The organism is Hyphomonas sp. (genome assembly GCF_018402285.1).
Taxonomy (GTDB): Bacteria; Pseudomonadota; Alphaproteobacteria; order Caulobacterales; family Hyphomonadaceae; genus Hyphomonas.
Map to the genome: position 1 here is coordinate 445,063 of NZ_JAGYJH010000006.1, position 12,189 is coordinate 457,251.

Sequence of the window (12,189 nt, forward strand, 5' to 3'; positions counted from 1 at the left end):
ACTTCGCGCCTTGATGCCAGCTCGCGGGGTTTATTATGCGGCCGAAAGCCGATACGGGTCACCGCGAAAGAAACGGAAGGTCCTCTCCTCATGTCTCATTTCTCGCCGCTCTCCACCCTGCCGCCCGATGCCCTCCTTGGCCTGATGACCGCTTACCGCGCTGATGAGCGCAGCGAGAAGTTCGATCTCGGCGTGGGTGTCTACAAGGACGAGAATGGCGAAACCCCGATCCTCTCGGCGGTGCGCAAGGCGGAGGCAAAGATGCTCGCCTCTCAGACCACCAAGGTCTATGAGGGCCCGCGTGGCAACACCGATTTCTGCGCTCACATCGAAAAGTTCGTGTTCGGCAAGGATCATCCCGCGCTCAAGGAAAACCGGGTCCTTTCCTTCACCTCACCGGGCGGCTGCGGCGCGCTTTTCCTCGGTGTCGGCCTCATGCGCCGCATGGGGACGCGCCGCGTCTGGGTTTCGCGCCCCACCTGGCCAAACCACCCCAACGTCGTCAAATCCCTTGGCCTTGAGGTGAAGGACTACACCTATTCCCGTGATGGCGCGTTCTACCGGCTTGGCGCGCTCGCCGATCTGTCCACCGCAGAGCGCGGTGACGGCATCATCATCCAGGGCCCCTGCCACAACCCCACCGGGATCGATCCGTCAACGGAAGACTGGCGTGAGCTCGGCAAGCTCTGCAAGGACAAGGGCATCATCGCGCTCCTCGATGTTGCCTATCATGGCTTTGCCTCAGGGCTTGACCGCGACATGGACGGCGTACGCGCCTTCATTGATGAGGCCGGCGAAGCGATGATCTCCTATTCCTGCTCGAAGAATTTTGGTCTTTACCGGGAGCGCACCGGCTGCTTCCTCGCCATCGGCGCAGAGCCCGAAGGTATTGCGGCGGCCACCACGCATGTGGCCGACATGGGCCGCGCCACCTGGTCGATGCCGCCGGCGCATGGCGCTGGCATCGTGGCAACGATCCTTGATGATGCAGACCTGCGCGCAGAATGGGAGGCAGAGCTCTCGGCCATGCGTACCCGGATGATCGGCCTGCGCGAGGCCCTGTCCGATGCCCTGGTCAGCCATACCGGCTCAAACCTGCTGGCAGCCCTCAAGACGCAAAACGGCATGTTCTCCCAACTGCCGATCTCGGCAGAAGACACCGCCAAGGCGCGTGAGGCCGACGGCATCTACATGCCGTCCTCCGGGCGCATAAACATTGCGGGCCTGCACCCGAGTGACATTCCGCGCCTCGCCGAAATCCTCGCGGGCTATCTGGTCTAGTCAACCCTGCTCATTCCCGCCTGTGCGGGAATGAGCAGGGTTTTAAGGCCTAAACTAAACGCCTTCGACAAAGATCACGCGGTAATCAGCTGCCTGATACCGGTGGGCGCGTGCGGCGGTGTATTCCGGGCTGTCATACCAGGCCTTGGCCTCGGCCATGCTGGGGAAGGAGAGGATGACGACGCCGTCAGCGTCTGCCCCTTCGGTCACTTCATGTTTGCCATAGAAGGCCAGCGGCGTGATCTTGTGGTCGCCGCGTGCATCTCCGGCGGCTTTGGCATAACGCGCCATCGCTTCTTCGTCGCGCAGCTTCTCGCGGATCAGGATTACATGAGCGGCCATAGGTTTTCTCCCCGTTTCTGGTGGCCCACCTTCAGCGGGCAGGGCAGGATTTGTAAATCCCTGCCGTTGCGGCGGTCAGATCGAGAGGCCCCTGGGCGCAATCCTCTCCAGTTCGTCCAGCATTTCGGGCTGGGCGGCCACGGCCTTGCGCGCATCAAGGTCCAGCGTGATGGCCACCACTTCACTCGTCGCCCAGGGCTTGCCTGAGGCGGGGTCCATCACCCAGTGAACGAGGGAATGGGTCTTGCCGTTCACCCCGCCAAAGGATGAGTGGGCAATGAACCGGTCTCCCGCGCGCGGAAAACGGTGATAGCGCAGGCGGTACTCCAGAACGGCCGCGCCCATGCGCTTGCCGCCGCTCGTCGTGCCCACGCGCATGCGCCAGTCATAGAGAAGATTGGGCACCATGTCCGACAGGCGCCCGATAAACCAGTATGGCTCCATCCATCCGTGCACCCCGCAATGGCCGGGCGGCACCGCCCCCATGCCGATGCGCGGCGCGCCAACGGATGCCACATGATCCATCGTGATCTGCGAGACCGCCATGCCGGGTTTTTCAGGATCAAAACTACGGGGCAGGGCCTCTTCAGGCGTCGTGCCTACCAGCGCTTCCATCCGCGCGCGCGTCTTTCCTGTCCAGGGAAACGGCTCGCCCTCGGCCGTGTCAATATGCCTGATCCGGGTCCGGAAGGCGGCCGCAAGGGCGCCATCGGTATGGCGCAGTTCCTGATAGATGACTGCGTCGCACTCACCATATTCCAGAACGCAGCCCTGCATCGAGATCGGTTTGCCCGGCAGAACTTCGCGCACGAAGCGGATATGCTGGTCTACCGGTACGACCGTCGAAGGCGAATTCTGCCGGAAGGCTTCGGGCATGGCCAGTTCATGGGCGAATGCCACAAGCCCTTCCAGCTGTTTCTCGACATAGATGCGCACATTCATGTGCCCCATCTCATCGCAGTCCCACTGGTTACAGCTGCCCTGCCAGAGTGGGATCATGCGGTACATCTCCTGCAGCGCCCGCGCACTTCGATCACGGCGCGGGTCATCTGGAAGCCTGCGGCTTCAGTTTCTTTTTTGAGGGCCTGGCTGGTGGTCACGGCGTGAAGTTCTTCGGCGTTCCTGCAGACCTCACAGATCAGGAACACTGCCGAATGATTATGGCTCGTATGCCCGCACGCCACATAGGCGTTTAGGCTCTCGATCTTATGGACGAGGCCAGTCTCCTGGAGGAAATCCAGCGCGCGATAAATTGTCGGCGGCTTGGCCGCGCCTTCGCCGTCGAGATTTGCCAGCAGGTCATAGGCTTTGGCCGGCCCGTCATTTTCCAGCAGCAGGCGCAGCACCTTGCGGCGGATACGGGTCATACGCTGGCCCTGTCGAACCACGAGGGCTTCGGCCTCGGCAAGGAAGGCGTCCACGTCCTGCGGAGCGCAGGGCGTGTTGGCTGAGCTGTGGTTGTGAGTGTGGGAATGGGCCATGTCCCCAATGTCTGGTGTTTTGTGCCGAATGTGAAGGGGGCACGCCGCAAGAGGCACTGGACGGTGCCTGCAAATCACCTGAGATTCTGCCCTGTGCCGCAGTAATCGTAGCGTGGAGGATTGGCCGGGATGCAATTGTCGGAGCGGGAAGGGCTTGAGCTCTGGCGGAAATCGGTCACAGCCTCGGTGCGCTCGGATGCGCCAGACCTCACCGCGCGCCAGCAGGCAGTCCTCATGACCATCGCGCTGACGCCTGGCCCGCACACGGTGCGCGGTCTCGCCGAGCATCTGGGCATTGCCAAGCCGGCCGTCACCCGGGCGCTCGACGCGCTTGAACGCCTCGATTTCATCCGCCGCCTGCCTGACGATACCGACCTGCGCTCGATCTTCGTGGAACGCACGCCCGAAGGCATGGGCTATCTGCGCGCCTTTGCGCGGCTTGTGCTGGCGGCCGCTTCCGGCGAAGAAACCGGCTCGGGCAAGCCCCCGCGCCGCAATTCCGCGGTCGCCTGAGGCAGGTTGCCCGCTGGGAGGCCGCCCCCATGCTGGATTTCAATGACGTGCGCCTGGCCCGGCCGGAAGGGACGCCGTGCGCTTTTCAGGTATCGGCCGGCGCCACCGCCATCCGCCAGACACCCGCGCCCGATGGCCTGGTGATGACCTTTGCCCTGCACGGAGAGACGCTCGACCTCTTCCGGGAGGAAGGTGAGTTCGGCCTCGTTCAGTGCCGGCGGGACCGCTATATTGGCTGGACCCTTATGGAGGCGCTGTCTGCGCCTGTTCTGCCGGTCACCCACAAGGTGAAGGCCCTGCGCACCTACGCCTTTTCCCGGCCAGACATCAAATCCTCCCCCCATTTCATGCTCAGCCTCGGCGCCCGCGTGGCCGCCACCGGCCGCCAGGAAGGCCTCCTCGTCGAATGCGACCGGGCAGGGTGGGTTCACCAGCGTCACCTCGTCCCCCTCGACGCCTTCGAGGACGATCCGGCCGGTGTCGCCCGCCGCTTCCTGGAGGCACCCTATCTCTGGGGCGGAAGGGAGAGCCTCGGGCTCGACTGCTCGGGTCTCCTCCAGCAGGCCTTCGAGGCGTGCGGTGTCCTGCTGCCCCGGGATTCGGACATGCAGCATGCCTGGGCAGGGTCTGAAATGGCCGGAACTAGCCGGATCTGTCCTCAAAATGGCATGCTTTGGCGCGGAGATGTCGTGTTCTGGACCGACCATGTCGGCGTCCTGACCGGCCCTGACACGCTCCTCCACGCCAACGCCCATCACATGGCCGTGGCCGAAGAGCCCTTCGCTGAAGCCATTGAAAGAATTGAAAAATCAGCCGGACCTGTCCTGGAAATACGCCGGCTCGATCTCGCTGTCCTGCGGGGTCTGGGACCGGGCTGGCTCACCCCCTGAACGCAAGCGCCTTGTTTCCAAAAGAAAAACCCCGGTTCTCACCGGGGTTTTGTCATTCTGGTCTCAAGGCTGATCCCGTTTACTCGGCCGGAGCGTCCTCGACAGGGGCTTCCTCGGTCGCCGGCGCGGTCTCTGCAGGCGCAGCGCCCTCTGCTGCCGCTGCCGGGGCTTCTTCGCCTTCGGCTGGAACAACAGCGCCTTCAACCGGAACCGCTTCTCCGTCGATCAGCTCGCCTTCGCTGGGAACAGGGTCGACTTCGCCGTCATCTGCCGCTGGCAGAGGCGCCGGGAATGCCGGTGCATTCTCTGTATTGGCTGCCAGATAGGCAATCACCGCCGCCCGGTCCGTGTCCCGGCGAATACCAGCAAAAGACATCGATGTCCCGCGGACATAAGCGGCCGGATTCTTAAGCCAGGCGTCCATGTTTTCGTAAGTCCAGGCACCCTCTGCGTTCGTCAGGGCGCCCGAATAAGCGAAACCTGCAATGTGGGCCTTGTCGGCGCCAATCGTGTTGTAGAGGTTCGGGCCCGTGCCGTTTGCGCCGCCGGCATTGATGGTGTGGCAGGTCGAGCACTGGCTGGCGAACACGCGCTCGCCGCGCGACAGGTCTGCGCCTGCCAGCGCCGCGCCCAGGTCAAACAACTCTTCAACCGCTGCTGCCCCAGCACTGGCCGCCTCGGCCACTTCCACGCAATAGTGGAACTTCTTGCACATCTGTTCCGAAAGGGTCGCCGCTTCGCCGTTATCGTAACCATGGCCTGCGCTACCGGCGAACACGACGTTCGGGAGCTGCATGAGGAACATGATGCCGAGCGCGCTTGCGAGCACTGCGCCGATGATCTTGTTTAGACCGAGCTCTCCCATGGGGCATTCCTTCGAATCTGTAGCACTATTCTGTCTTGGCGGGCGCCTTTTGGCACGCTAACCGGGTGCGCACAATATAAGGGGTGCCTCTCCGGGGCGCTTCCCCCCGCACTCGCGGCGATCAGACGCATGCCGGGGCCAGTCAATACAGGGAATTCCGGCATGACCAGTAAAATTGCCTATCAGGGCGAACCCGGCGCGAACTCGCACATTGCCTGCGGTGAAGCGTTCCCGGGCTTTGAGCCAATGGCCTGCCGGACATTCGAGGACTGCTTCATCGCCGTCGAGCGGGGCGAGGCTGACCTTGCGATGATCCCGGTCGAAAATACCATCGCCGGACGGGTCGGCGACATTCACTACCTGCTGCCCACGACCCAGCTGCACATCACAGGTGAATACTACCTTCCGATCCGTTTCCAGCTGATGGCCCTGCCGGGAACGAAGCTTGCCGACGTTAAAAAGGCCCGCTCCCACATCATGGGACTCGGGCAGTGCCGAAACTTCCTGCGCAAGCATGGCATCGACCCGGTCACTGCCGCCGATACGGCCGGCGCCGCCCGGGAAGTGTCCGAGCTCAATGACCCGGCCATCGCCGCCATCGCCCCGCGCCTGGCTGCAGACGTCTATGGCCTCGAAATCCTTGCCGAAAACATTGAGGACGCCGCCCACAACACGACCCGCTTTGTCATCATGTCCCGGGACCCCGCCGAAATCGATGCGGAAGACGGTCCGGCGAAGACAGCCTTCATCTTCGAGGTCCGCAACATTCCAGCGGCGCTTTATAAGGGGCTCGGCGGGTTTGCGACCAACGGCGTCAACATGACCAAGCTTGAAAGCTATCTCGTAGGCGGCTCGTTTGAGGCTTCGCAATTCTATGCCGAGATCGAAGGCCATCCCGACGAGCGCCCCGTGCAGCTCGCGCTCGAAGAGCTTGGCTTCTTCTCGCAGTCGCTGAAGATCCTGGGGGTCTTTCCCAAAGCGCTCAACGCGCGGCTATAGCCGCCTCAAGCCGGGCCAGCGAACAGGCGTGGGCGATCGCCGGTTCGATATGCTCGACAAACAGCCGCGCCTTGCCGCGCAGCTTGCCTGAGGTCCATACAGCATGGATTGACAGGGAAGGGCCTTGCCAGTCCGGCAGCACACGGATCAGGCGTTGATCTCCAAAACACTCCGATGCCAGCCAGGCCGGCGCCAGCATGATGCCGAGCCCGCCGGCTGCTGCCTCCAGCAACGTCTCTCCCGATGAGGCCCGGAAGGGTCCGTCAACACGCGCCTCGAAATGTTCGTTGCCCCGCTTCAGGTCCCAGATCGTCTGGCGGGTGTGGCGAAACACGACGGCGTTATGGTTGACGATGTCTTCCACCCGCTCCGGTGCGCCATGGCGGGCCACATATTCCGGCGAGGCCCAGAGCACCTGCGGCGCTTCACCAAGCTTCTTCGCCATCAGGCGCGAGTCGCGCAGCTCGCCAAGCCGGAAGGCAATGTCGACGCCTTCAGCGACAAGGTCCGTAATCGCATCGTCGGATACGAGGTCAAACCGGATGCTGGGAAAGGCTGCCAGGAAACCCGGAACCGCCGGCGCCACAACCCGGCGCGCAAAGGAGTGCGAACACGAGACCCGCAGGAGCCCGACCGGCGAATGCTCGAGGCCGCGCGCTTCGGCCTCGGCTTCGTCATACTCGGTGAGGATGTCGACAGCGCGGCGATAGAAACGCTCGCCCGCCTCGGTGAGGCTCAGCGCCCTTGTCGTCCGCTGGAAGAGGGTTGTGCCAAGGCTCGCTTCCAGATCCTGAATCCGGCGTGACACCGTCGGCTGGCCCAGCTCAAGATCGGCAGCCGCCCGGGAAAAGCTGCCGGCATCGGCGACCCGAACGAATAGCTGCATGGCTTCAATTCTGTCCAAGCCTGACCCCCGGAAACTGACCCGCTGCAATCACGCGGCTGTGTAGGTTCCTCACGACTACTTGCTTTGCGGCCAAAACCCAAGCGGGAGTAAACCTTGCGCAAGCTGGATATGGGGAGACTTTCTTGGCCTTGAACATCAAAACAATTGTGCCGGCAGGCTACAGCGTGCTGGCGTCACTCGTCTTCCTCGACAGCCTGCGGTTCAAATTTACCGATGCGCCGGAGACGCAGACGATTTTCGGCAAACTCGATGCCTGGGCGATGACACTCGGGGCCGGTGGCCTGTTTGCCCAGACCGGGCTGTTCAGTCAGTATGTCATCGGCTCTGCCGAACTGCTGGCGTCTGCCTTCCTGCTCGCGAGCCTGGTGCCGCGCCTCAGTCGGCTGCGCGTGATCGGCGCGCTGATCGCGGTGGCGGTCATGTCCGGCGCCGTCAGCTTCCACCTCTTCACGCCTCTCGGCATTGACCCCAACAATGACGGCGGCGGTCTCTTCGCGATGGCCGTTGTCGTCTGGCTTTCCTCGATTGCCATGCTGGTGGCGGGCCGGGAAACGCTCGCGCGGCTTGCCGGCGCTGTCTGGCAAACCCTCGTCCCTCCGCGACCAGCCGCTTCGGCGCCGGGCCCCCTCAACACATAAGGAAAGACCTCTACGGATGAAAACGCGCCACCTCATCGCCGCGCTCGCCATTGCTGCTGTACCCCTCACCGTCATGCCCGCTCCGGCAATTGCTGAGCCCCCGATCTATACCGACGTATTTTCCGATGTCGCCGTGCAGGGCCACGACGCTGTTGCCTATTTCCGGGAGGGCAAACCGGTCAAAGGATCGAAAGACTTTACCGTTGACTATCAGGGCGCCAAGTTCCGCTTCGCCAGTGCAGCAAACCGCGACGCCTTCCTGGCAGACCCGGAGGCTTTTGCGCCTCAGTTTGGTGGCTACTGCGCATGGGCGGTAAGCCAGGGCTATCATGCCAAAGGCGATGCGCGCTTCTGGAAGATCGTCGATGGCAAGCTCTACCTGAACTACAACGCCTCGGTTCAGAAGAAGTGGGAAGACGACATCCCCGGCTTCATCAAAAGCGGACAGGACAACTGGCCCAGGATCAACAAGTAGGCACGCAGCCTTGCTGCGCTGCCAAGCGCCTGTTCCGGATCGGGGCAGGCGCTTTTCTTTGCCTCACCGGTTCCCCCGGGTTTGCATCTTGCGACTCTGGTATGTAAAATCGTTTTACGCAGGCGGGAGAAATCGGGCGGACTTGCGCCCGACCTCATCCTTCCGCAACCCCCTGATTTAAAACATAAAAAAACGGGCGAGACTGGCTCGCCCGTTCTATCAATTGAAAGTCCGTAGACTTACTTCTTTTTTGCGGCTGGCTTTTTTGCGGCCGGCTTTTTGGCCGGTGCAGCTTTAGCAGCAGGAGCTGCCTTGGCTTTCACTGCAGGCTTTTTGGCCGGTGCAGCTTTGGCAGCAGGCTTCTTAGCCGGTGCTACTTTTGCGGCCGGCTTTTTGACTGCCGGCTTTTTTGCCGGGGCTGCTTTGGTGGCAGCTTTAGCGGCGGGTTTCTTTGCAACTGCCATGTCTGATCTCCTATCATCTGGCCAGCCAATAATATCGTGATTCGGGAGAAATCAACCGCTGATTTTCACAAATGAGGAGAATCTGTGGAGCCTTCCGTACACGATCAATCGTTTCGGAAGGCCCAGACCTTCATGATGTGATGGGCAATGGCGGTCGCAGGCGGGCAGAATAGTTCGGCATGTTTGCCGTTGAGGATGTCCTGCATCTCTTCGCGCGAGACCCAGCGCGCGCTTTCAAGTTCGTTGGAGTCGATGACGATTTCATCCGAATCAGCCGGCAGGATGAAGCCCATCATGAGCGACGACGGGAACGGCCATGGCTGGCACGCAACATACTCGGCCCTGCGAGGATCACAGCGAATTCCGGCCTCTTCCATCATCTCTCTTGTGGCTGCCTGTTCGATCGTTTCACCCGGTTCGCAGAAGCCGGCAAGACAGGACATGAAGCCCGGCGGCCAGAACTTCTGCCTGCCGATGAGCGCGCGCCCGTCCTTCACCGCCAGCATGATGGCGACAGGATCGGTACGCGGAAAATGTTCAGCCCCGCACATGGCGCACTGTGCCTTCCATCCGGCTTCGACGATGCCATTCTGTCCGCCGCATTTTGCGCAGAAGCTGTGGCTCTGATGCCACAGGAAAAGACTGCGCGCAGTCGATGCGCAATTGGCGTCCATGTCAGGCATGCGTGCTGATGCCTGACGGAAGTCGAGAAACTCGCCCGCTCCGGCGATCAGGGAACCGGCAAGATCGAACTTCGCCGGTAGCTCGATTGCAAAAACCGGCGCGCCGGTCTTGTCTTCACCCAGGAAGAGGCGGGGACTGCCCGGCGATATGCGAAGGGCTTCGGGCCCGAACCAGTAGAGCGCCCCCTCCGGCGTAACGAACGGATCGCCCGCCCGAAGCATGAGGATGAGCGCCCTGTCTTCCTGGATGGCGGTTTCAAGCCAGGCTTCATTCGTGCGGCGGTGGGCAGCGCGGTCGATGGGCTTGGCGGCGAGAGGCATGTCGTTCGAGTTCGTCATGGGCCAGAGGACTAGATTGGTTTTTCCAGGAAGGGAACACCGGACGCAGCGCCAGCCTTGCCACGCGGCTGCCACTACTCCGCCGCAGTCGGATGGCGTAGTGTGCCTCAATGTTTGAGGGGACGCATATCATGAAATGGACTACCGGATTGCCGCTGATCGCGCTCGTACTGGGCGGATGCAGCCTTTTTGAATTCCGCCAGCCAATCCTTCCGGACTTGCCCGAGCCGCCCTCGCCGCACGAGAACCGCTTCGCGGGATATGAAGTGCCCGAGCAGGACGAAACGCGCGCCGTGTTCGAGGACCCGGCGCTGGACGCCCTGCGGTCTCCGGCGCTTTCCCGGTTTCGCAGCGAAGAGGAATTCAAGGACTGGATGAGCGCGGCGCGGGCGGCCGCTGAAGACCGCGGCATGGGATATGTCTACCCCGTCGCCACCGCGTCCGCGCCTTCAGACATGGCCATGGCGGTCGGCGAGGCACCGCAAATGGAATCGGCTCCTTCCGAAATCGTGGTTACGGGAAGCTCCATACCGGGCGCCGAGGAAAATCCCGAGATCACCAACAACCAGAAAGCCGGTGTTGATGAAGGCGGCATCCTTAAACAGATAGGCCAGCACCTGGTCATCCTTCAGGATGGGCGCCTCTTCGTCACTGATCTGATGCCGGAGGGTAGAGCCGGGTTGAAACTCACCGACCGCGCCGATGTCTATCGCTCGAGCGACGAAGACACCTGGTATGATGAGGTACTGGTTGCCGGGCGCACGATCCTCGTCACCGGCTATTCCTACCGCGAGGAAGCCACCGAATACACGGTGCTCAACCTGGGTGAGGACGGGAAGGTATCGCGCCAGGCCACCTTCTACATTTCCTCCAACGACTACTATTCCGGCTCCAACTATGCGACGCGCATGATCGACGGAAAGCTCGTCATCCATACGCCCATTTATCTGGCTGGACGCGGCTGGTGGGACGAACTCGATATCCCTGTCATCCGCGAATGGCGCCAGGAAGACGGTGATGGCTTCCGCGAGCGGACGGAACTGGAAGACGGCCGCCCGCTGTTCAGTGCTACCGACATCTGGATGCCTGTGCAGCAGACGCTGAAACCCGTGATCCATACCGTCACTGTCTGCGACATCTCCGGCGTCACCGACACAGCCATCCCGGCCTGCAAGGCGACCGCAATCGTTGGTACAGAGACCCATGAGTTCCTGGTTACCAGGGACGCCTTCTGGCTCTGGATGAGCCCTGCCGATGAAGAGCGCGATCGTGAGATCGAAGACCAGGCGGAAGAGTTTGACTGCTCGGCGGGCCCCCGGCCGGAACTTCCCGCGATCGCGCCGTCTGCGCTTGTCCGCCTGCCGATTGATGGCTCGAAGCCGGGTGTCCTCGGTGTTCGCGGAGAGCCCCAGAACCAGTTCTCGATGGACATGGACGCGGGCACTTTCCGAGCCGTCGTCGACTGGCGGCACAAGGACTGCTTGTCCTGGTACAGCAAGGACGAAGCTGACCTCGCTTTCTTCGATACGCCTCTCAGCGCGCTGGGCGATGTTTTCGAAGATACTGCCGGCGGACGCTATTTCGACCTGCCCACCCCGGGTGCCTCATCCTACGAAGCACGCTTCACCGAAAAGCACCTTGTCTACGGCGCCCGCGACGGATGGGGCAGCTGGCCACCCAATGAAGGCGAAACCCGCGAGGCTGGCCGCGCCATCATCGTCCCCGTGGACGCCCCGGCAAAACCGGTCACGGTGGAACTGTCGCATGATGTCATCCGCGCGGAACGGGCAGGCCCCTACATGGCGCTCACCGGTTATCACGACCATACCGGGCTCAGCCTCTCACTCATCGACTTGCGCGCAGAGCCCCATGTCTCCGGAACTCTGACACTGACGAGCCGTTTCGAGAGCGAAAGCCGGAGCCACGCCTTCAACAGCCGGATCGGTCCGGACGGCGCCGGCCTGATCGGACTTCCGACCGTTCAGATGTCTGAGGAGGCTGATCGCTGGTGGTGGTGGTCAAGCAGCTCCGACATGAGCTACATCGCGGCGGACGTGGACGGCGGCCTGTCAGAGGCCGGCACGCTCGCGGCGACCCGCCTGGACCCCGACCTGCCTTCGCAGACCGGATACACCTGCGAGGTGTCTTGCATCGACTGGTATGGCAACGCCCGGCCGATCTTCACCGGCGGGCGCCTTCTGGCCCTGATCAATTCCGAACTTGTCGAGGGCGCGCTTGAGAACGGCAAGGTCGCCGAGATCAACCGCATTGATCTCACCGCGCCATTGCTTTGACAGGGTAGGGCGGTCCGG

General features: G+C 62.3%; 14 protein-coding genes. 7 read left to right on the top strand and 7 right to left on the bottom strand.

Annotated elements, in window-relative coordinates; all coding sequences use genetic code 11:
• Positions 1-90 precede the first annotated feature (90 nt).
• On the top strand, positions 91-1,281 hold the full coding sequence (locus tag KG722_RS13970) for an amino acid aminotransferase (protein WP_213272566.1): 1,191 nt from the start codon (positions 91-93) through the stop codon (positions 1,279-1,281).
• A 54-nt stretch (positions 1,282-1,335) separates the two neighbouring features.
• Here KG722_RS13970 and KG722_RS13975 read toward each other — a convergent pair whose 3' ends face one another.
• From KG722_RS13975 to KG722_RS13985, 3 genes are all read right to left on the bottom strand, one after another.
• On the bottom strand, positions 1,336-1,623 hold the full coding sequence (locus tag KG722_RS13975) for a DUF1330 domain-containing protein (protein ID WP_213272567.1): 288 nt from the start codon (positions 1,621-1,623) through the stop codon (positions 1,336-1,338).
• A gap of 75 nt (positions 1,624-1,698) precedes the next feature.
• A complete protein-coding gene (locus KG722_RS13980) occupies positions 1,699-2,622 on the bottom strand; it encodes a thioesterase family protein (protein WP_213272569.1) in 924 nt (307 codons plus the stop codon).
• A complete protein-coding gene (locus KG722_RS13985) occupies positions 2,619-3,104 on the bottom strand; it encodes a transcriptional repressor (RefSeq protein ID WP_300998523.1) in 486 nt (161 codons plus the stop codon). Before KG722_RS13985 ends, KG722_RS13980 begins: the two co-directional genes overlap by 4 nt.
• Positions 3,105-3,233: 129 nt before the next feature.
• Here KG722_RS13985 and KG722_RS13990 point away from each other — a divergent pair, with 129 nt between their 5' ends.
• Both KG722_RS13990 and KG722_RS13995 read left to right on the top strand, forming a co-directional pair.
• A complete protein-coding gene (locus KG722_RS13990; RefSeq protein WP_213272573.1) occupies positions 3,234-3,617 on the top strand; it encodes a MarR family transcriptional regulator in 384 nt (127 codons plus the stop codon).
• A 29-nt stretch (positions 3,618-3,646) separates the two neighbouring features.
• Positions 3,647-4,507, top strand: coding sequence for an NlpC/P60 family protein (locus tag KG722_RS13995; RefSeq protein WP_213272574.1), 861 nt, complete (start codon positions 3,647-3,649; stop codon positions 4,505-4,507).
• Positions 4,508-4,586: 79 nt separating this feature from the next.
• On the opposite strand, the gene KG722_RS14000 is transcribed toward KG722_RS13995, so the two are convergent.
• Entirely contained in the window at positions 4,587-5,372 is a 786-nt protein-coding gene (locus KG722_RS14000; RefSeq protein ID WP_213272576.1) for a cytochrome c family protein, read from the bottom strand.
• Positions 5,373-5,534: 162 nt separating this feature from the next.
• Between KG722_RS14000 and KG722_RS14005 the strand changes: the two genes are divergently transcribed.
• The gene (locus KG722_RS14005) at positions 5,535-6,371 is read left to right on the top strand and encodes a prephenate dehydratase (RefSeq protein ID WP_213272578.1); all 837 of its coding nucleotides are present in this window, start codon (positions 5,535-5,537) and stop codon (positions 6,369-6,371) included.
• Here KG722_RS14005 and KG722_RS14010 read toward each other — a convergent pair.
• The gene (locus KG722_RS14010) at positions 6,355-7,257 is read right to left on the bottom strand and encodes a LysR family transcriptional regulator (RefSeq protein ID WP_300998524.1); all 903 of its coding nucleotides are present in this window, start codon (positions 7,255-7,257) and stop codon (positions 6,355-6,357) included. The genes KG722_RS14005 and KG722_RS14010 overlap by 17 nt on opposite strands.
• A gap of 143 nt (positions 7,258-7,400) precedes the next feature.
• On the opposite strand from KG722_RS14010, the gene KG722_RS14015 reads away from it, so the two are divergent.
• Both KG722_RS14015 and KG722_RS14020 read left to right on the top strand, forming a co-directional pair.
• A complete protein-coding gene (locus KG722_RS14015; protein WP_213272581.1) occupies positions 7,401-7,916 on the top strand; it encodes a hypothetical protein in 516 nt (171 codons plus the stop codon).
• Positions 7,917-7,932: 16 nt separating this feature from the next.
• Complete coding sequence (locus tag KG722_RS14020; protein ID WP_213272583.1) at positions 7,933-8,391, top strand: YHS domain-containing (seleno)protein; 459 nt, start codon at positions 7,933-7,935, stop codon at positions 8,389-8,391.
• 239 nt (positions 8,392-8,630) lie between these two features.
• Here KG722_RS14020 and KG722_RS14025 read toward each other — a convergent pair whose 3' ends face one another.
• Both KG722_RS14025 and nudC read right to left on the bottom strand, forming a co-directional pair.
• The gene (locus KG722_RS14025) at positions 8,631-8,855 is read right to left on the bottom strand and encodes a hypothetical protein (protein ID WP_213272585.1); all 225 of its coding nucleotides are present in this window, start codon (positions 8,853-8,855) and stop codon (positions 8,631-8,633) included.
• Between the two features lie 104 nt (positions 8,856-8,959).
• Positions 8,960-9,877, bottom strand: a complete 918-nt coding sequence (gene nudC, locus KG722_RS14030) for an NAD(+) diphosphatase (protein WP_213272586.1) — start codon at positions 9,875-9,877, stop codon at positions 8,960-8,962.
• Between the two features lie 131 nt (positions 9,878-10,008).
• Here nudC and KG722_RS14035 point away from each other — a divergent pair, with 131 nt between their 5' ends.
• Entirely contained in the window at positions 10,009-12,171 is a 2,163-nt protein-coding gene (locus tag KG722_RS14035) for a beta-propeller domain-containing protein (protein WP_213272587.1), read from the top strand.
• Positions 12,172-12,189: the final 18 nt, after the last annotated feature.

Excerpts from the sequence above, each read along its gene's own strand:
- KG722_RS13970 (WP_213272566.1), top strand. The coding sequence starts at position 91 with ATGTCTCATTTCTCGCCGCTCTCCACCCTGCCGCCCGATGCCCTCCTT.
- KG722_RS13975 (WP_213272567.1), bottom strand. The coding sequence starts at position 1,623 with ATGGCCGCTCATGTAATCCTGATCCGCGAGAAGCTGCGCGACGAAGAA.
- KG722_RS13980 (WP_213272569.1), bottom strand. The coding sequence starts at position 2,622 with ATGATCCCACTCTGGCAGGGCAGCTGTAACCAGTGGGACTGCGATGAG.
- KG722_RS13985 (WP_300998523.1), bottom strand. The coding sequence starts at position 3,104 with ATGGCCCATTCCCACACTCACAACCACAGCTCAGCCAACACGCCCTGC.
- KG722_RS13990 (WP_213272573.1), top strand. The coding sequence starts at position 3,234 with ATGCAATTGTCGGAGCGGGAAGGGCTTGAGCTCTGGCGGAAATCGGTC.
- KG722_RS13995 (WP_213272574.1), top strand. The coding sequence starts at position 3,647 with ATGCTGGATTTCAATGACGTGCGCCTGGCCCGGCCGGAAGGGACGCCG.
- KG722_RS14000 (WP_213272576.1), bottom strand. The coding sequence starts at position 5,372 with ATGGGAGAGCTCGGTCTAAACAAGATCATCGGCGCAGTGCTCGCAAGC.
- KG722_RS14005 (WP_213272578.1), top strand. The coding sequence starts at position 5,535 with ATGACCAGTAAAATTGCCTATCAGGGCGAACCCGGCGCGAACTCGCAC.
- KG722_RS14010 (WP_300998524.1), bottom strand. The coding sequence starts at position 7,257 with ATGCAGCTATTCGTTCGGGTCGCCGATGCCGGCAGCTTTTCCCGGGCG.
- KG722_RS14020 (WP_213272583.1), top strand. The coding sequence starts at position 7,933 with ATGAAAACGCGCCACCTCATCGCCGCGCTCGCCATTGCTGCTGTACCC.
- KG722_RS14025 (WP_213272585.1), bottom strand. The coding sequence starts at position 8,855 with ATGGCAGTTGCAAAGAAACCCGCCGCTAAAGCTGCCACCAAAGCAGCC.
- nudC (WP_213272586.1), bottom strand. The coding sequence starts at position 9,877 with ATGACGAACTCGAACGACATGCCTCTCGCCGCCAAGCCCATCGACCGC.
- KG722_RS14035 (WP_213272587.1), top strand. The coding sequence starts at position 10,009 with ATGAAATGGACTACCGGATTGCCGCTGATCGCGCTCGTACTGGGCGGA.